General features: G+C 70.8%; 22 protein-coding genes, 4 tRNA genes and 1 pseudogene. 21 read left to right on the top strand and 6 right to left on the bottom strand.

Annotated features, from left to right (window positions below):
* Positions 1 to 677 (top strand): annotated as a pseudogene (locus tag Q9S36_RS41510) (hypothetical protein); the annotation flags it as partial.
* A 119-nt stretch (positions 678 to 796) separates the two neighbouring features.
* Here the strand turns inward: Q9S36_RS41510 and Q9S36_RS41505 are convergent.
* From Q9S36_RS41505 to Q9S36_RS41495, 3 genes are all read right to left on the bottom strand, one after another.
* A tRNA-Val gene (locus Q9S36_RS41505) sits at positions 797 to 871 on the bottom strand.
* Positions 872 to 893: 22 nt separating this feature from the next.
* Positions 894 to 964: transfer RNA gene (locus Q9S36_RS41500), tRNA-Cys, on the bottom strand.
* A 33-nt stretch (positions 965 to 997) separates the two neighbouring features.
* Positions 998 to 1,070: transfer RNA gene (locus tag Q9S36_RS41495), tRNA-Gly, on the bottom strand.
* A 126-nt stretch (positions 1,071 to 1,196) separates the two neighbouring features.
* Between Q9S36_RS41495 and Q9S36_RS41490 the strand changes: the two genes are divergently transcribed.
* The 13 genes from Q9S36_RS41490 (at position 1,197) to Q9S36_RS41430 (ending at position 17,193) form a co-directional block, all read left to right on the top strand.
* A complete protein-coding gene (locus Q9S36_RS41490; protein WP_311290608.1) occupies positions 1,197 to 2,027 on the top strand; it encodes an aminotransferase class IV in 831 nt (276 codons plus the stop codon).
* Entirely contained in the window at positions 2,024 to 2,377 is a 354-nt protein-coding gene (gene hisI / locus Q9S36_RS41485; RefSeq protein ID WP_311290607.1) for a phosphoribosyl-AMP cyclohydrolase, read from the top strand. Before Q9S36_RS41490 ends, hisI begins: the two co-directional genes overlap by 4 nt.
* Positions 2,370 to 3,014, top strand: coding sequence for a Trp biosynthesis-associated membrane protein (locus tag Q9S36_RS41480; protein ID WP_311290606.1), 645 nt, complete (start codon positions 2,370 to 2,372; stop codon positions 3,012 to 3,014). The genes hisI and Q9S36_RS41480 overlap by 8 nt, the downstream gene beginning before the upstream one ends.
* 42 nt (positions 3,015 to 3,056) lie before the next feature.
* Complete coding sequence (locus Q9S36_RS41475; protein ID WP_311290605.1) at positions 3,057 to 3,257, top strand: HGxxPAAW family protein; 201 nt, start codon at positions 3,057 to 3,059, stop codon at positions 3,255 to 3,257.
* Positions 3,258 to 3,347: 90 nt separating this feature from the next.
* Entirely contained in the window at positions 3,348 to 4,139 is a 792-nt protein-coding gene (trpC, locus tag Q9S36_RS41470; protein ID WP_311290604.1) for an indole-3-glycerol phosphate synthase TrpC, read from the top strand.
* Positions 4,140 to 4,174: 35 nt separating this feature from the next.
* Entirely contained in the window at positions 4,175 to 5,434 is a 1,260-nt protein-coding gene (trpB, locus tag Q9S36_RS41465) for a tryptophan synthase subunit beta (RefSeq protein WP_311290611.1), read from the top strand.
* Entirely contained in the window at positions 5,431 to 6,231 is an 801-nt protein-coding gene (gene trpA / locus Q9S36_RS41460; protein ID WP_311290603.1) for a tryptophan synthase subunit alpha, read from the top strand. The genes trpB and trpA overlap by 4 nt, the downstream gene beginning before the upstream one ends.
* Positions 6,224 to 6,823 (top strand): SCO family protein, encoded by a 600-nt coding sequence (locus Q9S36_RS41455; RefSeq protein WP_311290602.1) that lies wholly within the window; start codon positions 6,224 to 6,226, stop codon positions 6,821 to 6,823. Before trpA ends, Q9S36_RS41455 begins: the two co-directional genes overlap by 8 nt.
* An 8-nt stretch (positions 6,824 to 6,831) precedes the next feature.
* Entirely contained in the window at positions 6,832 to 7,758 is a 927-nt protein-coding gene (lgt, locus tag Q9S36_RS41450) for a prolipoprotein diacylglyceryl transferase (RefSeq protein WP_311290601.1), read from the top strand.
* Between the two features lie 128 nt (positions 7,759 to 7,886).
* Positions 7,887 to 12,446 carry a glutamate synthase large subunit gene (gene gltB, locus Q9S36_RS41445; protein WP_311290600.1) on the top strand — a complete coding sequence of 1,520 codons (4,560 nt, stop codon included), beginning with the start codon at positions 7,887 to 7,889 and terminating at the stop codon, positions 12,444 to 12,446.
* Positions 12,439 to 13,908, top strand: coding sequence for a glutamate synthase subunit beta (locus tag Q9S36_RS41440; protein WP_311290599.1), 1,470 nt, complete (start codon positions 12,439 to 12,441; stop codon positions 13,906 to 13,908). Before gltB ends, Q9S36_RS41440 begins: the two co-directional genes overlap by 8 nt.
* Positions 13,909 to 13,978: 70 nt before the next feature.
* The gene (gene pyk / locus Q9S36_RS41435) at positions 13,979 to 15,427 is read left to right on the top strand and encodes a pyruvate kinase (protein ID WP_311290598.1); all 1,449 of its coding nucleotides are present in this window, start codon (positions 13,979 to 13,981) and stop codon (positions 15,425 to 15,427) included.
* Between the two features lie 110 nt (positions 15,428 to 15,537).
* Positions 15,538 to 17,193 carry a methyl-accepting chemotaxis protein gene (locus Q9S36_RS41430; protein WP_311290597.1) on the top strand — a complete coding sequence of 552 codons (1,656 nt, stop codon included), beginning with the start codon at positions 15,538 to 15,540 and terminating at the stop codon, positions 17,191 to 17,193.
* Between the two features lie 34 nt (positions 17,194 to 17,227).
* On the opposite strand, the gene Q9S36_RS41425 is transcribed toward Q9S36_RS41430, so the two are convergent.
* Positions 17,228 to 18,007, bottom strand: a complete 780-nt coding sequence (locus Q9S36_RS41425; RefSeq protein WP_311290596.1) for a hypothetical protein — start codon at positions 18,005 to 18,007, stop codon at positions 17,228 to 17,230.
* 32 nt (positions 18,008 to 18,039) lie between these two features.
* Positions 18,040 to 18,122, bottom strand: a tRNA-Leu gene (locus Q9S36_RS41420).
* A 130-nt stretch (positions 18,123 to 18,252) separates the two neighbouring features.
* On the opposite strand from Q9S36_RS41420, the gene Q9S36_RS41415 reads away from it, so the two are divergent.
* From Q9S36_RS41415 to Q9S36_RS41385, 7 genes are all read left to right on the top strand, one after another.
* On the top strand, positions 18,253 to 18,828 hold the full coding sequence (locus tag Q9S36_RS41415) for an ANTAR domain-containing response regulator (RefSeq protein WP_396653949.1): 576 nt from the start codon (positions 18,253 to 18,255) through the stop codon (positions 18,826 to 18,828).
* A 255-nt stretch (positions 18,829 to 19,083) separates the two neighbouring features.
* Positions 19,084 to 20,241, top strand: coding sequence for a branched-chain amino acid ABC transporter substrate-binding protein (locus tag Q9S36_RS41410; RefSeq protein WP_311290594.1), 1,158 nt, complete (start codon positions 19,084 to 19,086; stop codon positions 20,239 to 20,241).
* Positions 20,242 to 20,334: 93 nt separating this feature from the next.
* Positions 20,335 to 21,306, top strand: coding sequence for a branched-chain amino acid ABC transporter permease (locus Q9S36_RS41405; RefSeq protein ID WP_311290593.1), 972 nt, complete (start codon positions 20,335 to 20,337; stop codon positions 21,304 to 21,306).
* Positions 21,303 to 22,442, top strand: a complete 1,140-nt coding sequence (locus tag Q9S36_RS41400; RefSeq protein WP_311290592.1) for a branched-chain amino acid ABC transporter permease — start codon at positions 21,303 to 21,305, stop codon at positions 22,440 to 22,442. The genes Q9S36_RS41405 and Q9S36_RS41400 overlap by 4 nt, the downstream gene beginning before the upstream one ends.
* On the top strand, positions 22,435 to 23,376 hold the full coding sequence (locus tag Q9S36_RS41395; protein ID WP_311290591.1) for an ABC transporter ATP-binding protein: 942 nt from the start codon (positions 22,435 to 22,437) through the stop codon (positions 23,374 to 23,376). Before Q9S36_RS41400 ends, Q9S36_RS41395 begins: the two co-directional genes overlap by 8 nt.
* Complete coding sequence (locus tag Q9S36_RS41390; RefSeq protein WP_311290590.1) at positions 23,366 to 24,076, top strand: ABC transporter ATP-binding protein; 711 nt, start codon at positions 23,366 to 23,368, stop codon at positions 24,074 to 24,076. Before Q9S36_RS41395 ends, Q9S36_RS41390 begins: the two co-directional genes overlap by 11 nt.
* A gap of 108 nt (positions 24,077 to 24,184) precedes the next feature.
* The gene (locus Q9S36_RS41385) at positions 24,185 to 24,742 is read left to right on the top strand and encodes a GNAT family N-acetyltransferase (protein ID WP_311290589.1); all 558 of its coding nucleotides are present in this window, start codon (positions 24,185 to 24,187) and stop codon (positions 24,740 to 24,742) included.
* 30 nt (positions 24,743 to 24,772) lie between these two features.
* Here Q9S36_RS41385 and Q9S36_RS41380 read toward each other — a convergent pair whose 3' ends face one another.
* On the bottom strand, positions 24,773 to 25,159 hold the full coding sequence (locus Q9S36_RS41380) for a hotdog fold thioesterase (protein WP_311290610.1): 387 nt from the start codon (positions 25,157 to 25,159) through the stop codon (positions 24,773 to 24,775).
* Positions 25,160 to 25,260: the final 101 nt, after the last annotated feature.

The following is a 25,260-nucleotide window of genomic DNA, read 5'->3' as shown; positions in this document are numbered from 1 at the left end:
CGGACGCCACCGGGTCGACCCTCGTGCTCACCCGCGACCACGTCGGCGCACGCATCAGCGCCCGCGTCACCGCCAGCGCGAAGGCGTACCGCAAGGGCCGGACGACCGCGGCGGAGACCACACCCGTCCTCGCCAAGCCGGTGTCCGTGGTGAAGCCCTCCCGCGTGAAGGGCACCCCGGAGGTGGGCAGCCGCCTGACCGCGAAGGCAGCCACCACGCGCCCCAGCGACGCCACGGCGACCTACCAGTGGCTGCGCGACGGTCGTCCGGTCGCCAAGGCCACCCACCCCACCTACACCGTCCGTCGTGGCGACCTCGGGCACAGCCTGTCCGTCCAGGTCACGCTCGACCGGCGCCACTTCCGCCCCACGACCGAGACCGTCGCGGTGGCGCCCGTCACCACGGTCCCGAAGCTGCGGGTCCGCACCGAGGCCAAGCGCGACCGCGTCGTGGTGGACGTGCGCGTCAAGGCGGTCGGGGCGGCCAGGCCCGCCGGCGCGATCAGCGTCAGCATCGGCAAGAAGGTCGTCGAGGGCCAGGTCGTGGACGGCGTCGCCCGACTCGTGGTGCGCGGCCTCCAGGCGGGCACCAGGCCGGTCGTCGTGAGCTACGCCGGCACCGACGTCGTCCAGGCCGCCGTCTCGCGCTCGACCGTCGACGTCCCGGGCAGGAAGTAACCGCGCCGTTCCGAGGACACGTGTCCGACGATCCGTGGGGGGCGCGAGGGCGCGGCCAGGCACACGCAAGAGCCCGGCCCCTGCGAGGAGGGACCGGGCTCTGACCTGCGGTGATGCTGTGGTGGGCGATACTGGGTTTGAACCAGTGACCTCTTCCGTGTCAAGGAAGCGCGCTACCGCTGCGCCAATCGCCCGTGTGGAGTTGTGAATGATGCGAGGTGGGTACGGGATTTGAACCCGTGTAGACGGATTTGCAGTCCGTTGCCTCGCCTCTCGGCCAACCCACCGTGGAGGCCCACGACCTGGGGGAGACCTCTCCGAGCGGACAACGAGACTCGAACTCGCGACCTCAACCTTGGCAAGGTTGCGCTCTACCAACTGAGCTATGTCCGCTTGCTACCCCGGCCGGTTTCCCGTCCTGAGCGCGAGTGGAACAGTAGTACATGGGCTGCGCGGGTCCAAAATCGGGTCCCGGGTCAGCGTGTCCACCCAGCATTCCGCGCCACATAGGGTGACGCCATGCGCGCGTGGCTCAACGGTGACCTGCTGGCCGATCCGACCCAGGGAGCGATCGCGGTGACCGACCACGGGTTCACCGTGGGCGACGGGGTCTTCGAGGCGGTCAAGACGCTCAACGGCGTCCCGTTCGCACTGACCCGCCACCTCGACCGCCTCGAGCGCTCCGCCGCCGGGCTCGGCCTGCCCGCCCCCGACCTCGACGACGTACGCCGTGGGGTGGCCGCGGTGCTGGCGGGAGGTGCGGCGTACGACCCGATCGGTCGCCTCCGGATCACCTGGACGGCCGGCCCGCACCCGATGGGCTCGGGCCGCGGTGGGGGACCGCCCACCCTGGCCGTGGCCTACAGCGCCATCGCCCCCGCCGCCGCGACCACGACCGTCGTCACCGTGCCGTGGACGCGCAACGAGCACGGCGCGACGGCCGGGCTGAAGACGACGTCGTACGCCGAGAACGTGATCGCCCTCGCGCACGCCGCCGAGCGCGGCGGGACCGAGGCGGTCTTCGCCAACACCGCCGGCCACCTCTGCGAGGGCACCGGCTCCAACGTCTTCTACGTCGTCGACGACGAGCTGCGCACCCCCACGCTGGCGTCCGGCTGCCTCGCCGGCGTCACCCGGGCACTGGTGGTCGAGTGGTGCGGTGCCCGCGAGGTCGACGAGCCGCTCGCCGACGTCCTCGCGTCCGCGAGCGAGGTGTTCCTCGCCTCCACCACGCGCGACGTCCAGGCGGTCGCGCGGTGGGACGACCGGCTGCTGCCGGCGCCGGGTCCGGTCACGCAGCGGTGCGCGGAGACGTGGGCCGCCCGCGAGGCTGAGACCATGGAGCCATGAGCAACACCCTCGACCCCGACCTCGTCGCCCGGCTCCACCCCACCGCCGAGGGGCTCGTGCCCGTCGTGGTGCAGCAGCAGGGGACCGGCGAGGTGCTGATGCTCGCCTGGGTCGACCAGGAGGCGCTCGCCCGCACCATCGACACCGGCCGGGCGACCTACTGGTCGCGCTCGCGCCGCGAGTACTGGGTGAAGGGCGACACCTCCGGCCACGTCCAGTGGGTCAAGGAGATCCGGCTCGACTGCGACGGCGACACGCTGCTGTTCGTGGTGGAACAGGTGGGCGCGGCGTGCCACACCGGCGACCGCACCTGCTTCGACGCCGACCTCGTCCACCGCGTCGATGGCTGACCCGGAGGAGGGCGGCGGGCGCAGGAGCACCTTCGGCCCTGTCGTGCTCGCCGGGCTGGTGGGCGCCACGCTCGCGGCCGTCGCCGGCGGCAAGCCTTGGGTGTCCGGACGCTCCGGCGCCTTCGACACCAGCGCCGACGACAACCAGGCGATGGTGTCGACCCTCTCGGCCAACGGCGCGGGGGAGTCGCCCCTCGCCCTCGCGCTCGCGCTGGTGGTGCTGGCCTGCTGGGGCGTCGTGCTCGTCACGCGTGGCCGGTTCCGCCGCGCGGTCGCCGGGCTGGCCCTCGTCGCGGCCTTGGGGATGCTCGCTGCCACCGTCGAGGGCTACTGGAGCCTGCCCGCGAAGCTCGGCGGCGCCCTCCAGGAGCTGTCCGGCACGGACACCGTCAGCACGTCCTTCACCGGCTGGTACGCCGCCGCGCTGGTCGCCGCGGTGATCTGCGTCGCCACCACCCTGGCCGCGGTCCGGCTCGTGCCGTCGTGGCCGGAGATGGGCAGCAAGTACGACGCCCCTGCCGGCACGCGCGACCCGGCGGACGCGAGCGGCGCAGCGGCGGGCGGGAGCGGCGACGTACCGGCCGAGAACATCGACATCTGGAAGGCCCTCGACGAGGGCCGGGACCCGACCGCCTAGACTCGTCCCGCAAGGATCCGGTTCGACGAAGGAGCACCCACGATGGCGTCAGGCCACGGCAACACCCCCGCTGCTTGGACCGCGGTGGCGGTCGCGATGCTCGGCTTCGTCGTGGGCAGCGTCGCCCTGCTGCAGACGCCGGCGAGCATGACCCTGCTGTGGATCGGCATCATCGTCGCCGTCGTGGCGTTCCCGCTCTTCCTCGTGCTGGCCAAGCTCGGCTTCAACGCCTCCGACCACTGAGCCGGCACCACTGATCGAGGACCGGGCAGCCCGGTCCGACCACTGGGCACCGGCCCCGCAGGGGCTGGGCCCGGGTGAGAGGCTTGACCCATGCCTGCGACCGTTCTCGACGACATCGTCGCCGGGGTGCGGGAGGACCTCGCGCGCCGCGAGGCCGCCCTCCCGATGACCGACCTGCTCGCGCACCTCGCCGACGCACCGGCCCCGCGCGACCCGATGCCGCACTTCCGCGCGCGTGGCTCGAGCGTCATCGCCGAGGTCAAGCGCCGCAGTCCCAGCAAGGGCGACCTCGCCGACATCCCCGACCCCGCCGAGCTCGCCCGCGCCTACGCCCGGGGTGGGGCGGCGGCGATCTCCGTCCTCACCGAGGAGCGCCGCTTCGGCGGCAGCCTCGCCGACCTGCGCACGGTCCGCGCGGCGGTGGAGACGCCGATCCTGCGCAAGGACTTCATCGTCGAGACCTACCAGCTCGTCGAGGCGCGGGCGGCGGGCGCCGACCTCGCGCTGCTGATCGTCGCGGCGCTCGACGACGACACCCTGCGCCGCCTGCACGACGAGGCCGGCGAGCTCGGCCTCACCGTCCTGGTCGAGGTCCACGACGAGGCCGAGGTCGAGCGGGCCCTCGCGCTGGACGCCGGGCTGATCGGCGTCAACAGCCGCAACCTCAAGACCCTCGAGGTCGACCCCGACGTGTTCGGCCGCCTCGCCCCGCAGATCCGCGGTGACGAGGTGCTGGTGGCCGAGAGCGGCATCACCGGCGTCCCCGACGTCCAGCGATTCGTCGACGAGGGTGCGCGAGCCGTGCTGGTCGGCGAGGCGCTGGTCAAGGACGGCGACCCGGAGGCCGCCGTACGAGCGATGACAGGAGTGACGGCGAGATGAGCCAGGCCGAGATCCAGACGCCGCCCGGCGGCCCGATGCGCTACGAGGCCGACGAGCGCGGCTACTTCGGCGAGACGTGGGGCGGCCGGTTCATGCCCGAGGCGCTCGTCGCGGCGCTCGACGAGCTGACCGTGGCGTGGCAGGACGCGATGGCCGACGAGTCGTTCGTGTCAGAGTTCGAGCGGGTGCTGCGCGACTACGCCGGCACGCCCAGCCGGCTCTACCACGCCGAGCGGCTCTCGGAGAAGGTCGGCGCCCGGGTGCTGCTCAAGCGCGAGGACCTCAACCACACCGGCGCGCACAAGATCCGCAACGTCATGGGCCAGGCGCTGCTCACCAAGCGGATGGGCAAGACCCGGGTGATCGCCGAGACCGGCGCCGGCCAGCACGGCGTCGCCAGCGCGACCGCGGCGGCGTGGTTCGACCTCGACTGCACCGTCTACATGGGCGCGGTCGACACGCGCCGCCAGGCCCTCAACGTCGCGCGCATGCAGCTGCTCGGCGCCAAGGTCGTGCCCGTCGAGTCCGGCAGCGCGACCCTCAAGGACGCCATCAACGAGGCGCTGCGCGACTGGGTCGCCAGCGTCGACCACACGGCCTACCTCTTCGGCACCGCCGCCGGACCCCACCCGTTCCCGAGCATGGTGCGCGACTTCTGCCGCGGCATCGGCGACGAGGCGCGCGCCCAGTGCCTCGAGCAGTACGGCGTCCTGCCGGACGCCGTCGCGGCGTGCGTGGGCGGCGGGTCCAACGCGATCGGTCTGTTCACGGCGTTCCTCGAGGACGAGGGCGTGGAGATCCACGGCTTCGAGCCCGGGGGAGACGGCGTCGAGACCGGCCGCCACGCGGCCACCATCCACGCCGGTGAGGCCGGCGTGCTCCACGGTGCGCGCACCTACGTCCTGCAGGACGAGGACGGCCAGACCGTCGAGTCCCACTCCATCTCCGCCGGCCTGGACTACCCCGGCGTCGGCCCGCAGCACTCGTGGCTCGCCGCGTCCGGCAGGGCGACGTACACCCCCGTGACCGACGCCGAGGCGATGGAGGCGATGGCGCTGCTGAGCCGCACCGAGGGCATCATCCCCGCGATCGAGTCCGCCCATGCCGTGGCCGGCGCGCTCGAGCTCGCGAAGCGGCTGGGGCAGGAGAAGGGCCCGGACGCGACGGTCATCGTCAACCTGAGCGGTCGCGGTGACAAGGACATGGGCACGGCCATCGAGTGGTTCGGCCTCGGTGACGCCGACCTGGGTCCCGACGCCGACCTGGAGCAGGTCGCGGAAGAGGCGGCGCAGTGACCTCCACGACCGTCGCGTTCGACAAGGCCCGCGCGGAAGGCCGCGCCGCCCTCATCGGCTACCTCCCGGCCGGGTTCCCCAGCGTGGAGGGCTCGATCGCGGCCATGCGCACGATGGTCGAGGCCGGGTGCGACGCGATCGAGGTCGGCCTGCCCTACAGCGACCCCGTGATGGACGGCCCGACCATCCAGGCGGCCGCGCAGCAGGCGCTCGACGCGGGCGTGCGCACGCGCGACGTCCTCGAGGTGGTGCGCGGGGTCGCCGAGACCGGCGCGCCGACGCTGGTGATGACCTACTGGAACCCCGTCGAGCGCTACGGCGTCGAGCGCTGGGCCTCCGACCTCGCCGCGGCCGGCGGTGCGGGGCTGATCACCCCCGACATCACGCCCGACCACGGGTCGGAGTGGATCGCCGCAGCCGACGCCCACGACCTCGACAAGGTCTTCCTCGTCGCCCCGAGCTCGACCGACGAGCGGGTCGCGATGACCGCGGCCGAGAGCCGCGGCTTCGTCTACGCCGCTGCCGTCATGGGCGTCACGGGCGCCCGCGACGCGACGTCCGACCTCGCCGGTCCGCTCGTGGCGCGCGTGCGCGCTGCCGGTGACATCCCGGTCGCCGTCGGCATCGGGGTGAGCAACGGCGACCAGGCCGCCGAGGTCGCCCGCTTCGCCGACGGCGTGATCGTGGGCTCCGCGTTCGTCCGGGTGCTGCTCGACCACGCGGGCGACGAGGCCGCCGGCCTCGAGGCCCTGCGTGCGCTCACCGCCGACCTCGCCGAGGGCGTACGCCGTGCGTAGAGCCCGCACCCTGCTGGCCGTGTCGCTGCTGGCCCTGGTGGCCGCCTGCGGTGGCTCCGGCGAGGCGGCCGAGCTGAGCGGCACCGAGCTGGACCCACCCTTCGAGGTCTCCTCGACCCCGCTCGTCGACACCGAGGGTGCGGCCTACAGCCTGTCGGAGGACACCGACAAGGACCTCACCCTGGTGTTCTTCGGCTACACCAACTGCCCCGACATCTGCGGACAGGTGATGGCCACGCTGGCCGGCACCCTCACCCGCCTCGACGACGAGCAGAAGGAGCGGCTCGACGTCGTCTTCGTGACCACCGACCCGGCCCGTGACACCGGACAGGTGGTGCAGGAGTACGTCGACGCCTTCGACCCGAGCATCATCGGCCTCACCGGCGACCTCGACGACATCGTCGAGGTCGGCCGCAGCCTGGCCATCGGGGTCGACAAGGGGAAGAAGCTGCCCAGCGGCGGGTACGACGTCACCCACGGCACCCAGGTGATGGCCATCGACGCGGCCGACGAGACCCCGGTCTTCTGGGACTACGACGTCTCCCAGGCGCAGCTGGCCCACGACGTCACCATGTTGCTCGACGAAGGATGATGCTCACCATGTCGATCGCCGCGTCCCTCTCGTCCCCCCTGGTGACCCTGTTCTCGATCCCGAGCCCCGCCGAGGGCGTGTGGCACCTCGGGCCCGTGCCGATCCGCGCCTACGCGCTGTGCATCATCGCCGGCATCGTGGTCGCCATCTGGCTGGGGGAGCGACGCTGGGTCGCGCGTGGCGGGCTCCCCGGCGAGGTCAGCGACCTGGCGATCTGGGCGGTCCCCTTCGGCCTCGTGGGCGGCCGGCTCTACCACGTCATCACCGACTGGGAGCTCTACTTCGGCGAGGACAAGAACCCCGTCACCGCCCTCTACGTGTGGCGCGGCGGGCTCGGCATCTGGGGCGCGATCGCCCTCGGCGCGCTCGGCGTGTGGATCGGCGCCCGGCTGCGCGGCATCAAGCTGCTGCCGCTGCTCGACGCCCTCGCGCCGGGCGTCCTGGTCGCGCAGGCGCTGGGCCGGTGGGGCAACTGGTTCAACCAGGAGCTCTACGGCCGCCCGACCGACCTGCCGTGGGGCCTGGAGATCGACGTCGCGCACCGCCCCACCCAGTACCTCGACGTGACGACGTTCCACCCGGCGTTCCTCTACGAGTGCCTGTGGAACCTCGCGGCCTTCGCGCTGCTGGTCTGGCTGGACCGCCGGTTCCGGCTGGGCCACGGCCGGGTGCTCGCGCTCTACGTCATGCTCTACACCGCCGGCCGTGCCTGGATCGAGAACCTCCGCATCGACGACGTGCAGATGAACGACGTCCTCGGCCTGCGGCTCAACGTCTGGACCTCGATCGTCCTGTTCGTCCTCGCGACGGCGTTCTTCCTCTGGTCGGCCCGGCGACACCCCGGCCGCGAGGAGACGGTGCGCACGCGCGAGCCGGAGGCGGACGCGCAGGACGACACGGCCGACGAGCGCAGCACCGCCGATCCCACGGCCTGAAACGACGCGCGCCGGCGCCTGTCACCGGTGATAGATTCCGTCTCGCTCGGGCCAACGTCGTCCCCAGCGGTAACGCCCACCCCTCAGCACGCCCCGGCGCGCCGAGACGACGACGGGAGAATGCCTCCATGCACGCATTCCCGCCGAGCCAGGGTCTCTACGACCCTCGCCACGAGAAGGACGCCTGCGGCGTCGCCATGGTGGCGACCCTGACGGGGGAGGCCAGCCACGACATCGTGGCCAAGGCGCTCACCGCGCTGCGCAACCTCGACCACCGCGGTGCCGCCGGCGCCGAGGTGAACTCCGGTGACGGCGCCGGCATCCTGCTCCAGGTCCCCGACGCGTTCCTGCGGGCCGTCGTCGACTTCGAGCTGCCGCCGGCCCGCTCGTACGCCGTCGGCACCGCGTTCCTGCCCGGCGACGCCGACACGGTCGCCAAGACCCGCCAGCGCATCGAGGAGATCGCCGACGAGGAGGGCCTCGCGGTCCTCGGGTGGCGTGAGGTGCCCGTCGACGACTCGACCCTGGGCGCCACGGCCCGCAGCGTGATGCCGTCGTTCGTCCAGCTCTTCGTGGCCGGCAAGGGCGCGCGGGTGAGCGGCATGGGCCTCGAGCGCCTGGCGTTCTGCCTGCGCAAGCGCGCCGAGTCCGAGACCGACGTCTACTTCCCGTCGCTGTCCTCGCGCACCCTGGCCTACAAGGGGATGCTCACGACCGACCAGCTCGACCAGGTCTTCCCCGACCTCACCGACGAGCGCGTCGCCTCGGCGATGGCGGTCGTGCACTCACGCTTCTCCACCAACACCTTCCCCAGCTGGCCGCTGGCCCACCCCTTCCGGTTCATCGCCCACAACGGCGAGATCAACACGGTCATGGGCAACCGCAACTGGATGCGCGCCCGCGAGGCGCTCCTCGAGAGCGACCTGATCCCCGGCGACCTCGAGCGGCTGTTCCCGATCTGCACGCCCGGCGCGTCCGACTCGGCCTCGTTCGACGAGGTCCTCGAGCTGCTACACCTCGGCGGACGCTCCCTCCCGCACGCGGTGCTGATGATGATCCCGGAGGCCTGGGAGAACCACCGCGACATGGACCCCAAGCGTCGCGCGTTCTACGAGTTCCACTCCACCCTGATGGAGCCGTGGGACGGGCCTGCCTGCGTCGTCTTCACCGACGGCACCCAGGTCGGTGCCGTGCTCGACCGCAACGGCCTGCGCCCCTCGCGCTACTGGGTCACCGACGACGGCCTCGTCGTGCTCGCCTCCGAGGTCGGCGTGCTCGACCTCGACCCCGCCACGGTCGTCCGCAAGGGCCGTCTGCAGCCGGGCCGGATGTTCCTCGTCGACACCGAGGAGCACCGGATCATCGAGGACGAGGAGATCAAGAGCCAGCTCGCCTCGGAGCACCCCTACGACGAGTGGCTGCACGCCGGGCTGATCCACCTCGACGACCTCGACGACCTCGAGCACATCGTCCACACGCACGCCTCGGTGACGCGGCGCCAGCAGATCTTCGGCTACACCGAGGAGGAGCTGCGCATCCTGCTGAGCCCGATGGCCAACACCGGTGGCGAGGCGCTCGGCTCGATGGGCACCGACACCCCGATCGCGGCACTGAGCGACAAGCCGCGGCTGCTGTTCGATTACTTCTCCCAGCTGTTCGCGCAGGTGACCAACCCGCCGCTCGACGCCATCCGCGAGGAGCTCGTCACCTCGCTGAGCGGCTCGATCGGTCCCGAGGCCAACCTGCTGCACCCGACGCCGGCCTCGTGCCGCCAGGTGGTGCTGCCCTTCCCGGTCTTCTCCAACGACGACCTGGCCAAGATCCGCCACATCAACCGCAACGGCGACATGCCCGGCTTCCAGGTCCACGTCGTCCGCGGCCTCTACGAGGTCGCCGGGGGAGGGGAGGCCCTCGCCGCCCGGCTCGACGAGCTGTCCGCCGAGGTCTCGGCCGCGATCGCCGACGGCGCCCGGATCATCGTGCTGTCGGACCGCCACGCGACCGCCGACCTGGCGCCGATCCCGTCCCTGCTCATGACCGGGGCCATCCACCACCACCTGGTCCGCGAGAAGACCCGCACCCAGGTGGGCCTGCTCGTCGAGGCCGGTGACGTCCGCGAGGTGCACCACGTCGCGCTGCTGGTCGGCTACGGCGCGGCGGCGGTCAACCCCTACCTCGCCATGGAGTCGGTGGAGGACCTCGCCCGCGAGGCCTACTACGTCAAGGTCGACCCCGAGAAGGCCGTCGCCAACCTGATCAAGGCGCTCGGCAAGGGCGTGCTGAAGGTGATGTCCAAGATGGGCGTCTCCACCGTCGCCTCCTACACCGGCGCCAAGATCTTCGAGGCCGTCGGCCTCTCCCAGGCCGTCGTCGACCGCTACTTCACCGGTACGACGTCCAAGCTGGGCGGCATCGAGCTCGAGACGATCGCCGAGGAGGTCGCCCGCCGCCACGCGGTCGCCTACCCCCGCGGCGGCGCGCCGGCGCACCGCGAGCTGACCATCGGCGGCGAGTACCAGTGGCGCCGCAGCGTCAAGGGTGAGGCCGAGCCGCACCTGTTCGACCCCGAGACCGTCTTCCGGCTCCAGCACTCGACCCGCACCGGCAGCTACGACATCTTCAAGCAGTACACCGACCGGGTGAACGAGCAGTCGCAGCGCCTGATGACGCTGCGCGGCCTGTTCACCTTCAAGGACGCTGCAGGGTCGGGGCGCGAGCCGATCCCCGTCGAGGAGGTCGAGCCGGTCTCGGAGATCGTCAAGCGCTTCTCCACGGGCGCGATGTCGTACGGCTCCATCAGCCAGGAGGCCCACGAGACGCTGGCGATCGCCATGAACCGGCTGGGCGGCAAGTCCAACACCGGCGAGGGCGGCGAGGACCCCGACCGCCTCTACGACCCGGAGCGCCGCTCGTCGATCAAGCAGGTCGCCTCGGGCCGGTTCGGCGTCACGTCGGAGTACCTCACCAACGCCGACGACATCCAGATCAAGATGGCGCAGGGCGCCAAGCCCGGCGAGGGCGGTCAGCTGCCCGGCCACAAGGTCTACCCGTGGGTGGCCAAGACCCGGCACTCCACGCCGGGCGTTGGGCTGATCAGTCCGCCGCCGCACCACGACATCTACTCCATCGAGGACCTGGCGCAGCTGATCCACGACCTCAAGAACGCCAACCCCGCGGCGCGCATCCACGTGAAGCTCGTCTCCGAGGTCGGCATCGGCACGGTCGCAGCGGGCGTCTCCAAGGCCCACGCCGACGTCGTGCTGGTCTCGGGCCACGACGGCGGCACCGGCGCCTCGCCGCTCACCTCGCTCAAGCACGCGGGCGGTCCGTGGGAGCTCGGCCTGGCCGAGACCCAGCAGACCCTGCTGCTCAACGGGCTGCGCGACCGGATCGTGGTGCAGGCCGACGGCCAGCTCAAGACCGGGCGCGACGTGGTGATCGCGGCGCTGCTCGGCGCCGAGGAGTTCGGCTTCGCCACCGCACCGCTGGTCGTCAGCGGCTGCATCATGATGCGGGTCTGCCACCTCGACACCTGCCCGGTGGGCGTCGCGACGCAGAACCCGGTCCTGCGCGAGCGCTACAGCGGCAAGGCCGAGTACGTCGTGAACTTCTTCGAGTTCATCGCCCAGGAGGTCCGCGAGCTGCTCGCCGAGCTGGGGTTCCGCAGCCTCGACGAGGCGATCGGCCAGGTCGGCACCCTCGACGTGGCCCGGGCCGTCGACCACTGGAAGGCCTCCGGGCTCGACCTGGCGCCGATCCTCCACCAGGCCTCGGCCCACGGTGAGTTCGGGCAGTTCGAGGACCAGGACCTGCGCAACACCAAGACGCAGGACCACGGCCTCGACAAGGCGCTCGACAACGAGCTGATCGCCATCGCCGCACCGGCGCTGGAGTCCGGCGAGCCGGTGCGTGCCCAGGTGGCGGTCCGCAACGTGAACCGCACCGTCGGCACGATGCTCGGCCACGAGGTCACCAAGCGCTACCGCGGCGACGGGCTCCCCGAGGGCACCATCGACATCACCCTCACCGGCTCCGCCGGCCAGTCGTTCGGCGCGTTCGTGCCGCGCGGGGTGACGCTGCGGCTGGAGGGCGACGCCAACGACTACGTCGGCAAGGGCCTGTCCGGCGGCCGCCTGGTCGTGCGGCCGGACCGGGCCGCCACCTTCGAGGCGGGCGAGCAGATCATCGCCGGCAACACGATCGGCTACGGCGCCACGTCGGGCCAGATCTTCCTCAGCGGTCGCGTGGGCGAGCGGTTCTGCGTCCGCAACTCCGGCGCCAGCGCGGTCGTCGAGGGCGTGGGCGACCACGGCTGCGAGTACATGACCGGTGGCGTCGTGGTCGTGCTCGGCCCGACCGGCCGCAACTTCGCCGCCGGCATGTCGGGCGGCTACGCCTTCGTGCTCGACCTCGACGAGTCACGGGTCAACCCCGAGCTGGTCGAGCTCTCGCCGGTGCAGGGCAAGGCCGCCGACGAGCTGAAGGCGCTCGTCGAGCAGCACGCCGAGGAGACCGGATCGGCCGTCGCCACCGCGCTCCTCGCCGACTGGGACGCATCCCTTGCTCGCTTCACCGAGGTGATGCCGAGCGACTTCAAGCGTGTCCTCGAGGCTCGTGAGGAGGCCCTCGAGGAGGGCCTCGACGAGGACGAGGCCGCCGCACGGATCATGGAGGTCCTTCATGGCTGACCCCAAGGGTTTCTTGAAGCACGGCCGGGAGGTCGCCTCGCGCCGCGAGGTCGCCGAGCGGGTCAAGGACTGGAACGAGGTCTACCCCGACGGCATCGGGCGAGCCCTGCTGCCCATCATCAACACCCAGGCCGGACGCTGCATGGACTGCGGCATCCCGTTCTGCCACCAGGGCTGCCCGCTGGGCAACATCATCCCGGAGTGGAACGACCTCGTCTGGCGTGACGACTGGGACGGCGCGATGGACCGGCTCCACGCGACGAACAACTTCCCGGAGTTCACGGGCCGCCTCTGCCCGGCGCCCTGCGAGACCGCCTGCGTGCTGGGCATCAACCAGGACCCGGTGACCATCAAGAACGTCGAGGTCTCGATCATCGACCGCGCCTGGGGCTCGGGCTACGTCCGGCCGCAGCCGCCGGAGTGGCTCTCGGGCAAGACGGTCGCCGTCATCGGCTCCGGGCCGGCCGGCCTCGCCGCGGCCCAGCAGCTGACCCGCGCCGGGCACACCGTCGCGGTCTACGAGCGCGCCGACAAGATCGGTGGCCTGCTCCGCTACGGCATCCCCGAGTTCAAGATGGAGAAGAAGCACCTCGACCGGCGGCTCGACCAGATGCGCCGCGAGGGCACCGTCTTCCGGGCCGGCGTCGACGTGGGCGGTGACCTGACGGGTCCGCAGCTGCTCACCCGGTACGACGCCGTGGTGCTCGCCATGGGGGCCACCGCGGCCCGCGACCTGCCCGTGCCGGGCCGTGAGCTCGGCGGCATCCACCAGGCCATGGAGTTCCTGCCCCAGGCCAACCGCGTGGCGCTCGGCGAGGCACCGACGAGCGACGGGTCGGAGCAGATCGTGGCCACCGGCAAGGACGTCGTGATCATCGGCGGCGGTGACACCGGCGCCGACTGCCTCGGCACCTCGATCCGCCAGGGCGCCCGCTCGATCACGCAGCTGGAGATCATGCCGCAGCCCGGCGAGGAGCGGCCCACGGGCCAGCCGTGGCCGACGTACCCGATGCTGTTCCGCGTCTCCTCGGCGCACGAGGAGGGCGGCGAGCGGGTCTACGCCGTCTCCACGCAGGAGTTCCTGGGCGACGAGGACGGCCACGTCTCGGCGCTGCGGCTGGTCGAGGTCGACGCGAAGTTCCAGCCCGTCGAGGGCACCGAGCGGGAGATCCCGGCACAGCTGGTGCTGCTGGCGATGGGCTTCGTGGGCCCCGAGAAGCCGGGCCTGGTCGAGCAGCTCGGCGTCGAGCTCGACGAGCGCGGCAACGTCCGGCGCGACGACTCCTACGCCGCCTCCGTCCCGGGCGTGTACGTCGCCGGCGACGTCGGTCGCGGTCAGTCGCTCATCGTGTGGGCGATCGCCGAGGGCCGCAGCGCAGCGGCGGCCGTCGACGCCTACCTCACCGGCTCGACGACGCTGCCCGCGCCGATCAAGCCGCACGAGCGCCCGCTGGTCGTCTGACCGGTGCCTGCAGTCCGGCTGGTGGAGCGAGTCTTGCTTGGATCGTTCCAACACCCGCTAGGGTTGGGGTGTGCGTAGAGCCAAGATCGTCTGCACCCTCGGTCCCGCGGTGAACACCCCCGAAGGGATCAGGGCCCTCGTCGACGCCGGCATGGACGTGGCGCGGCTCAACATGAGCCACGGCCGGTACGCCGACCACGAGTCGGTCTACCGGTTGGTCCGCCAAGCCTCCGACGACACCGGCCACGCGATCGGCATCTTCGCCGACCTGCAGGGTCCCAAGATCCGCCTCGAGACGTTCTCCGACGGTCCGGTGAAGCTCAAGAAGGGCGCGACCTTCACCATCACCACCCGTGACGTCGACGGTGACGTCGCCCAGTGCGGCACGACCTACAAGGGCCTGCCCGGCGACGTGCAGCCCGGCGACCCGCTGCTGATCGACGACGGCAAGGTGCGGCTGAAGGTCACCGCGGTCGAGGGCCAGGACGTCGTCACCGAGGTCGTCGTGCCCGGCAAGGTGTCCGACCACAAGGGCATCAACCTGCCCGGTGTCGCGGTCTCGGTGCCGGCGCTGTCGGAGAAGGACACCGAGGACCTGCGCTGGGCGCTGCGCCTGGGCGTCGACTTCATCGCGCTGAGCTTCGTGCGCAGCGCCACCGACGCCGACGACGTGCGCGCGGTCATGCAGGAGGAGGGCGTCTTCGTCCCGGTGATCGCGAAGATCGAGAAGCCGCAGGCGATCGCCAACATCGACGAGATCGTCGACGCGTTCGACGGCGTCATGGTCGCCCGTGGCGACCTCGGCGTGGAGTGCCCGCTCGAGGACGTGCCGATCCACCAGAAGCTGATCATCGACAAGGCGCGGCGCAACGCCAAGCCGGTCATCGTCGCGACCCAGATGCTCGAGTCGATGATCCAGGCGCCGGCGCCCACGCGCGCCGAGGCCAGCGACGTGGCCAACGCCGTGCTCGACGGCGCCGACGCCGTGATGCTGTCCGGCGAGACCAGCGTGGGCGAGTACCCCATCGTCGCGGTGGAGACCATGGCCCGCATCGTGGAGTCGACCGAGGACCACGGCTTGAGCCACATGGCGGCCGTCACCTGGCAGCCGCACACTCGCGGCGGCATCATCGCGAAGGCCGCCGCGGAGGTGGCCGAGAGCGTCGGCGCGAAGTACGTCGTCGCCTTCACCACCAGTGGCGACTCGGCCAAGCGGCTCTCCCGCTACCGCGGCCCGATCCCGGTCCTCGCGTTCACCCCGGAGGCCCGCACCCGCTCGCAGCTCGCCCTCACCTGGGGCGTGGAGACGTTCCAGGGTGCGCCGGTGGAGCACACCGACGAGATGGTCCGCCAGGTCGACGAGTCGCTGCTGCACATCGGCCGCGTCCGCGAGGGCGACCTCGTGGTGATCATCGCCGGCAGCCCGCCCGGGATCCCCGGCTCCACCAACGCACTCCGCATCCATCGGATGGGCGACGCGATCAACGAGCTGGCACCGGCGTACCGCCGCCAGCGCTGAACGCACGACGGCATTTCCCTCAGGTCGGCCTGGGTCGCGGCCGATGAGTGGAGCGGTGACCTGACGACACGGACGTCCACGGCGCCGCGAGCACTCGGAGAACTGCCTTCATGACTTCGCCCAGCCAAGCCCTGCGAGACCTCAAGATCGGAGTGCGGCTCGCCGCCGCCTTCGCCGCCTGCGGTGTCCTCGTGGGCCTCGCCGCCTACCTCGGCCTCTCAGCGCAGAGCAAGGCCGACGGGATGCGTGACCAGATCGAGCAGGTCGCGACCCACCGCGCCCTCGCGGACCTCATGCTCATCAACATCAACGACATCACCGGCTGGCAGGGCCTCTACCTCGCCGACGCCACCGCCTTCGGGGTCGAGGCGGCGCTGTCCGAGGACGGCTACAACCGCGACGGGTACCTGAACAGCAAGGCGGCCATCGAGGAGATGTTCGCCGACGTCGACACCACCGGCCTGACCGGCGAGCAGAAGGACATCCTCGCCAGCACCGAGGCGAACTTCCAGCAGCTGTTCGAGCAGGACGACTGGATCGTGGAGCGTCTCGATGCTCGCGGTCTCGACGCCATGCCGCAGATCATGAACAGCATCAACGGCGGCGCCGCGGGTGAGGCCTGGACGGCGGTCTACGAGGACATGAGCGCCTTCGGCGACTCGCTGCAGGAGCGCGAGAAGGCGCTGCGGGCGGACCTCGCGGTCGTGTCCAAGCGCGGCCGGATGATGGTCTACGTCGGCCTGGTGCTCGTCATCGTCGCCGGCACCGCCGTCGTGGTCAGCGTGACGCGCTCGATCACGCGTCCCCTCGGCCGTGCCGTCGGGGTGCTCCAGGCAGTGGCTGCCGGTCATCTCGACCGCCGGATCGAGGAGGACCGCGGCGACGAGATCGGTCAGCTCGCGAGCGCGCTGAACAGCGCAGTGGCCAACCTCGGCGAGGCGATGTCCGAGATCGCGGGCACCGCGGTCCAGCTCGCCGGGGCATCCGAGGAGCTCTCGGCCGTGTCCGGCCAGATGACCAGCTCGGCCTCCGAGGCATCCGCCCAGGCCGGCCTGGTGTCGTCCGCGGCCGGGCAGGTGTCCAACAACGTGCAGACCGTCGCCGCCGCGACCGAGCAGATGGGCGCCTCCATCCGCGAGATCGCGGTCAACGCCAGCAACGCCGCCGGCGTGGCCGCCCAGGCGGTCGTGGCCGCAGAGTCGACGAACGCCACCGTCGCCAAGCTGGGCGAGTCCTCCACCGAGGTCGGCAACGTCATCAAGGTGATCAACTCGATCGCCGAGCAGACCAACCTGCTCGCCCTCAACGCGACCATCGAGGCCGCCCGCGCCGGCGAGGCCGGCAAGGGCTTCGCCGTCGTCGCCAACGAGGTCAAGGAGCTGGCCCAGGAGACGAGCAAGGCGACCGGCGACATCGACCAGCGGATCCGGGCGATCCAGGCCGACACCCAGGAGGCGGTCACCGCGATCTCGGAGATCGCCGGGATCATCGCCCAGATCAGCGACACCCAGACCGTCATCGCCTCGGCCGTGGAGGAGCAGACGGCCACCACCCAGGAGATGACCCGCTCGGTCGCCGACGCCGCGGTGGGCTCCACCGACATCGCGCAGAACATCACCGGGGTGGCCCGGACCGCGTCCGACACGCAGGCCGCGGCCGGCAGCACGAGCTCCGCGGCCGAGGAGCTGTCCCGCATGGCCCAGCGCCTCCAGGGCCTCGTCGCGCAGTTCACCTACGAGGCGCGGGGCGCCACCGCCTCCGTCTGAGTCGAAGGCCGCGCCGGGTCGAGCCCGGCGCGGCCTACGACTTCGGGCCGATGAGGTCGTCCAGCGTGGCGACGGCCTCGCGTCGGGAGACCGAGACCGTCCAGGGCCCCGACCGGCGCCACCGTATGTCCGCCAGGTCGAGGGCCCAGCCGCACAGGCCGAGGATGTCGTCCGACCTGTTGGAGAACTGCCAGCGCGGGTAGTCGTAGCGGCGCCTCTCACCGTCGACCATCCGGGTGGCCCAGTTGTTGACGCGAGCGCCGTCGGAGTGGAACAGGCCTCGCAAGAAGTCGGCCGGGAACGCCCGGACGACGTCCTCCTGCCAGGGTTGCAGGACGATGGGGCGCTCGTGCTTTCGCCCAGGTCCGTGCTGTGGGAACAGGCACGGCCAGTGCTTCCACGACACGGTCGTGACGACCGCGCCCGCGTGGAGGCGCGCGTGCGGTCGGCCGTCGGGCTTGACGGTGGTCATCAGGTCGAGCAAGTGTGCATTGAGGTCGGCGTATCGACCGTCGTTGTAAACATGCAGGTTGAAGACGCCGCGCCGACCGCGTGAGATGTGTCCGTCACCGAGGTACCAGCCGAGAAGCTCGGCATACTCGCGTTCGGCCAGCCCGGCCGCATCGCATCGAGGGCAGGGCGGGGCGAGGTGTCCTCCGCCGCGAGGCAAGCCTTGGCGTTGGTACAGGCGGCGCCAGCGTCGGATTGTCTTCACTGCCACCCCGTGCAGATCGGCGTTGTCGGCGTCGCTCATGCCGCGGTCCGAGCAGGCGAGCGCGGAGTCGACGACGGACTGCGGCCGGACATGTGCCATGGATCCCAGCGTGCCTGAGACCACCGACACCGTGCCGGGTGTGGGAGTCGAACCCACACGCCCTTGCGGGCAGTGGTGTTTGAGACCACCGCGTCTGCCATTCCGCCAACCCGGCTAGGTGGGCACACCGTAGCCGAACTAGCCTTGCCGTCGTGACGCAGCCCGCCCCCGACCGAGCCGACGACAGCACCGCTCCCGACGACGTACGCCGCGTGGTGATCGCCGAGGACGAGGCGCTCATCCGCATGGACCTCGCCGAGATGCTGGGCGAGGAGGGGTACGACGTCGTGGGCCAGGCCGGCGACGGCCAGAGGGCCATCGAGCTCGCGCGCGACCTGCGGCCCGACCTGGTGATCCTCGACGTGAAGATGCCGGTGCTCGACGGCATCGCTGCCGCCGAGGTCATCGCGGGGGAGCGGATCGCACCTGTCGTCATCCTCACCGCCTTCTCCCAGCGCGACCTCGTCGCCCGAGCGCGCGACGCCGGGGCGATGGCGTACCTGGTCAAGCCGTTCCAGCGCGGCGACCTCGTGCCGGCCATCGAGATGGCCGTGAGCCGCTTCGCCGAGATCACCGTCCTCGAGCGCGAGGTCTCCGACCTCCAGGAGTCCCTGGCCACCCGCAAGGCGGTCGACCGGGCCAAGAGCGTGCTGCAGGAGAAGCTCGGCCTGAGCGAGCCCGACGCGTTCCGGTGGATCCAGAAGACCGCGATGGACCTGCGGCTGTCGATGAAGCAGGTCGCCGACGGCGTGGTCGAGCACGGCGTGGCGGGGCTCGGCCCCGGCGCCGGCGCGACGGGCGGCGACGCCAGCGACGGCTGACGTCGGCCGACCTCGGGCGTCGGGGAGCCGCCTCGCCGCAGATCTGGCGGCCCGCGGCCCCGGCGACCGTGGAAACCGTTGATGACACCGGATGTTTCGGTGCTGTTTCCGGTACAGACCGCTTGGTCACGAAACGACAACGGCCGTCGAAACCCGGCGCACAATCGTGTCCCGCGCCACATCCATGATGTTAGGTTCCCGCCACGAGGCTGCCGAGGTGGTCAGCCCAAGAGCCATAGAACAACGGAGGGATCCATGATCCGCTCATCCAAGACGTGGCACGCTGTCGCCGTGGCGGCGGCTGCCGGTCTGGTGCTCAGCGCGTGCGGAACCACCGACACCGATGGTGGCGGCGGCGACGCGTCCGGCGAGGACTGCAACTTCAAGATCGGCGCGATGGGGGCCCTGTCCGGCGCCAACGCGAGCATCGTGCTCCCGTCGGTCGACGGTGCGGAGCTCGCGCTGGAGCAGTGGGACAACGACGAGTGCGAGGTGACGCTCGAGCGCTTCGACACCGAGGGCGACCCGGCCAAGGCGACCCCGGTCGCGACCCAGATCGCCGGCGACGAGTCGTTCATCGGCGTCATCGGTGGCGCGTTCTCGGGCGAGACCCGCGCGACCAAGACGATCTATCAGGACGGCGGCGTCCCGATGATCAGCCAGTCGGCCACCGCGACCGACCTGACGCAGGACGAGCCCGTCGAGGTCTTCCACCGTCTCGTTCCCTACGACGACTACCAGGGTGCGGCGATCGCCAAGTACCTCACCGACGAGGTCGGCGCCTCCAAGGTGTTCGTGGTCGACAACTCCGAGGCCTACGGCGAGCCGCTGGCCGACCGCGTCGAGGAGACCCTCGGCAAGGCGATGGTGCAGCGCGACAAGACCCAGGTCGGCCAGACCGACTTCGCGCCGACCATCTCCAAGATGGAGTCGGCCAACCCCGACGCGATCTTCTACGGCGGCTACATCGCCGAGGCGGCCCCGCTGCTCAAGCAGATCCGCGACGCGGGCATCGACGCCCCGTTCGTCGGTGGTGACGGCCTCTACGGTGCCGACTTCGGCAACGCCGTCGGCGCAGCCGGCGAGGGTGCTGTCGTGATGTGCCCCTGCGCCCCGATCGAGGAGGACAGCACCTTCGCTGCCGACTTCGAGGAGCAGTTCGGCTCCGCTCCCGGCGCCTACGCCGCCGAGGGCTACGACGCGATGACCGTCTTCCTCGCCGCGCTCGACGACGGCGCGCGCACCCGCGAGGAGGTCCTCGAGTTCATCAACGGCTACGAGGGCGACGGCCTCAGCAAGGAGATCGCCTTCGACGACGCCGGCGACGTCCCGGCCGAGAACGTCTCCTACTGGGCCTACAAGAACGAGGGCGGCACGCTCGTCCCCGAGGTCGAGGTCAAGCCCGAGGGCTGATCGAGGCACGACGCATGACACCGCGGGGGCGGCCGGAACTCGGCCGCCCCCGCTCCATGGCCCGATGAGGGCCACGACCTTGGAGGGCCCTGAGTGGACTTCGATGCCCTGATCAACGGGTTGGACCGTCACACGCTCGACGGCATCACCCGCGGATCCATCTACGCGCTCGTCGCGCTCGGCTACACGATGGTGTACGGCGTGATGAAGCTGATCAACTTCGCCCACTCCGAGGTGTTCATGGTGGGCACCTGGACGGTCCTGGGCACCTACACCGTGATCGGTGCCACCGCCGGCTCCGGCCTCGGCATGGTCATCGGGGCCACGCTGCTCGCGCTGATCGCGGCGATGCTGGCCTCGGCCGGCACCGCGCTGGCCGTCGAGCGGATCGCCTACCGACCGCTGCGCAAGAAGGGCGCTCCGCCCCTGATCTTCCTCATCACCGGCATCGGCTGCTCGATCGTCCTGGTCGAGACCTTCGGCCAGGTGCTGCGGGCCTTCTTCGGCCCGCCGTTCGGCCGTGTGACCGCCAACGTGCCCTCCGTGCTGGAGACCAGCGTGGTCTTCACCATCCCGGGCATCGACCTCCCGGTCACCAACACCCGGCTGCTGATCATCGTCGGCGCCATCGTGATGATGGTCGCGCTCGACACCTTCGTGAACAAGAGCCGCCTCGGTCGCGGCGTCCGCGCCGTCGCGCAGGACCCCGACACCGCGTCCCTCATGGGTGTCAACCAGGACCGCGTCATCATGCTGGTCTTCGTCCTCGGTGGTGCCATGGCCGGCGTCGCGGCACTGCTGTTCACCATCCAGTACGACATCACCAAGTTCGACATCGGGTTCATCATCGGCATCAAGGCGTTCACGGCGGCCGTCCTCGGAGGCATCGGCAACCTGCGCGGCGCGCTGGTCGGCGGTCTCCTCCTCGGCGTCGTCGAGGTCTACGCCTCCCAGGTCTGGGACTCCAGCTGGACCGACGTGACCGCATTCATCGTGCTCGTCCTCGTCCTGATGTTCCGGCCCACCGGGTTGCTCGGTGAGTCCCTCGGAAAGGCACGCGCATGAGCCAGATCCTCGACTCCTACCGCGGGCTCCAGATCGGCAACCGCTGGGACCGCGCCCCCAAGTGGCTCAAGTACGGGCTGTTGCTGCTGGTCGTCGCGTTCGCGTTCTACCTGCCGTACCTCAACATCCTGCCGTTCGCGTACATCCGCACCGACCTCAACCCGACCGGCTCGGACTGGGCGAGCGTGCTGTTCCTGATCGTCGTCTACATGATCGTCGCGGTCGGGCTCAACGTCGTGATCGGCCTGGCCGGCCTGCTCGACCTCGGCTACGTCGGCTTCTACGCCCTCGGTGCGTACTCGGTGGCCCTCTTCGGCTCGCCGTCCTCGCCCGTCGTGGAGGCGCTGCAGTCGCGCTTCGGACTCTCCGAGGAGTGGGCCGTCCCGTTCGCGATCTGCATCCCGATCGCGATCACGATGTCGCTGATCGCCGGCGTCATTCTGGGTGCCCCCACGCTGCGGCTGCGCGGTGACTACCTCGCGATCGTGACGCTCGGCTTCGGCGAGATCATCCGCATCACCGCGCGCAACCTCGACAACGTGACGGGCGGCGCCGCCGGTATCACCCAGGTGCCCACCCCGCCGGGACCCGAGATCGACGGGCGGTCGTTCTTCAACACGATCGACGCCGAGCGCTGGTACTGGCTGGCGCTCGTCATCCTCCTCCTCATCATCTGGCTGACCCTGCGCCTGGAGAACAGCCGCGTCGGTCGTGCCTGGCTGGCAATCCGCGAGGACGAGGATGCCGCTGCCGTCATGGGCGTCGCCGGCTTCAAGTTCAAGCTGTGGGCGTTCGCGATCGGTGCGTCGGTCGGCGGCTTCGCCGGCCTGCTGTTCGGCAGCAAGCAGCAGTACGTCGAGCCCAACGCGTTCATGCTCAACCTCTCGTTCCTCTTCGTGGCCATGGTCGTCATCGGCGGCTCGGGCAACGTCGTCGGCGTGCTCGTCGGCGCCTTCCTGCTCACCTACCTCCCGGAGCGGTTCCGCGAGCTGCAGGAGTGGCGACCGTTCGCCTTCGGTGTGGCTCTCGTCCTCGTCATGGTGCTGCGGCCGCAGGGCCTGGTGCCGAGCAGGCGCAGAGCACGAGAGTTCGAGGATCGACGACACGAGGCCGAGGAGGCTGCTGCCGATGTCTGAGCAGACCACGCACGACCAGGGCGTCGAGGCCCTTCCGGACACCTCGAACCACGACGAGATCACCCTCGAGACGTCGGGAGCGGTGGGTGACGTCCTGCTGGAGGTCGACCACGTCACCCTGCGCTTCGGTGGCGTCGTGGCCCTCGACGACGTCAACTTCGAGATCCGTCGCGGAGAGATCCTGGGGCTGATCGGCCCCAATGGCGCCGGCAAGACGACGTGCTTCAACGCGATGACCGGGGTCTACACCCCGACCGAGGGCACCATCCGGTTCAAGGGCCAGGAGATCGCCGGCCAGAAGTCGCACAAGATCAACCAGCTCGGCATCGCCCGGACGTTCCAGAACATCCGGCTCTTCCCGGAGATGTCGGCGCTCGAGAACGTCATGGTCGGCTGCGACGCGCGCCACAAGACCAGCGTGCTCGGTGCGCTCTTCCGTGCCTACCGCGTGCGTCCCACCGAGGACGAGCTGCCGGACAGTGGCATCCGCCGCAGCTTCGCCAAGGTGTTCGGCATCAGCCGCCACACCCTGGAGGAGCGCGCCGGTCGCCGGCGCTCGATGCAGCTGCTCCGGTTCGTCGGCATCGCCGACCGGGCGCACGAGCTCGCGCGCAACCTCCCCTACGGCTACCAGCGTCGTCTGGAGATCGCTCGGGCCCTGGCCACCGAGCCCGAGCTGATCTGCCTCGACGAGCCGGCAGCCGGCTTCAACCCGGCGGAAAAGGAGGACCTGATGGGTCTCATCCGCCGGATCCGCGACCTCGGGCACACGGTCCTGGTCATCGAGCACGACATGAAACTGGTCCTCGGCGTCACCGACCGGATCGTCGTCCTCGAGTTCGGGCAGAAGATTGCCGAGGGCAGCCCTGCAGAGGTTGCCCGCGACCCGAAGGTCATCGCCGCCTACCTGGGAGAACCCGACGATGCTGCTTGAGATGAAGGACGCCGTGCTCAGCTACGGCAAGATCGAGGCGCTCCACAACATCAGCGTGGAGGTCGCCGAGGGCGAGGTCGTCTCGCTGATCGGCGCCAACGGTGCCGGCAAGACCTCGACGATGCGTGCGCTCTCGGGTGTCCGCGGCCTGTCCTCGGGCTCCGTGGTGTTCAACGGCGAGGACGTCACGAAGCTCCGCGCCGACCAGCGCCTGCGCAAGGGCCTGGTCCTGTGCCCCGAGGGCCGCGGCATCTTCCCGGGCATGACGGTCACCGAGAACCTCAACATGGGCGCCTACACCCGCAAGGACAAGGCGGCGATCGACGAGGACTACGACCGGGTCTTCAGCCTCTTCCCGCGGCTCCTCGAGCGCAAGAAGCAGGTCGCAGGCACCATGTCGGGTGGCGAGCAGCAGATGCTGGCCATCGGGCGGGCCCTGATGTCGCGGCCGAAGCTGTTGATGCTCGACGAGCCGTCGATGGGCCTGGCGCCCATGCTGATCCAGCAGATCTTCGACATCATCACCGAGATCGCCCAGCAGGGCACCACCATCCTGGTCGTGGAGCAGAACGCCAAGCAGGCGCTCTCGCGCAGCGACCGCGCCTACGTCCTGGAGACGGGACGCATCGTCAAGACGGGCACCGGCGCGGAGCTTCTCGACGATCCTTCAGTGCGAGAGGCCTACCTCGGCGTAGCCTGATCGGACTGCCGGCGGTAGGGTCTCGTCCGGTGTGGTGGTGCCGGACTCCTCGGCAGGGGGCCACTGTGGGTGCAACTGGAAATGGGTGGGTCGATGAGTCGGACGCCGGTGACCGTTCGTGCTGCAGAGCCGACGGATGTCCCGTCGCTGCGTGAGCTGTGGAGCGACATCCTCCGCAAGGGCGGGCTCGACGAGCAGCTCGGTGACGTGGCCCGCGTGGTGGCGATGGCGCGCGAGCGCGAGGACCAGTGCGTGGCGGTGGCCGAGATCGACGGTGAGGTGGCCGGCGCGGTCTACCTCGAGGCGACGACGTTCACCCCGCTCAACCTCGAGCCCGCCGTGCTCGCCGTCTCGCCCCACGTGTTCCCGCAGTTCCGTCGCAAGGGCGTGGGCAGCGCGCTGATGGAGGTGGCGTGCCGGTTCGCCGACCAGCACGGCATCGCCCACGTCCAGACCGCGGCCGCGGCCGAGGCGCGCGACGCCAACCGCTTCATGGCGCGGTTGTCGTTCGCGCCGCAGGCGATGCTGCGGGCGGCCACGACCAGCGCCGTACGCGCACGGCTGCCGAAGGCGCGCCAGGTCACGCCGGCCGCCACCAGCAAGCAGCGCATCGACCGCGTGCTCGCCGCGCGGCGCGTACGACGCGGCGAGCGCGTCCCCGGCTGACCCCCGGCTGACCGGGGCCCCCGCGGGGCGTCAGCGCTGCGGCATCTCCACCAGCGCACAGGTGATGCGCGAGGTGCACACCCGCTTGCTCCGCTCGTCGCTCAGCACGACCTCGTAGGACGTGGACGAGCGGCCGAGGTGGACCGCCGTGGCCACGCCGGTGATCGTGCCCGACGTGGCCGAGCGGTGGTGGGTCGCGTTGATGTCCACCCCGACGGCGACCTTGGCGGGGTAGGCGTGGATCGCCGAGCCGATGGACCCGAGCGTCTCGGCGAGGACCACGCTGGCCCCGCCGTGGAGCAGCCCGAACGGCTGGGTGTTGCCCTCGACCGGCATCGTCGCGACGATCCGCTCGGCGGAGATCTCGACGAGCTCGATGCCCATCTTCTCGTTGAGCCGTCCCATGCCCTGGGGCATGTAGGCGAGGAAGTCCTCGATGCTCAGGTCGGCCAGGGAGTGGGGGGTCTCGCTCATGCGGTCATTGTGTCGGACCCCTGCGCCCGGCCGGCCGCTCACCC

The sequence above is a fragment of the Microbacterium sp. ARD31 genome, assembly GCF_031844425.1.
Note: the sequence above shows the minus strand (reverse complement) of the source record. Positions and strands in the feature narration are given on the sequence as shown.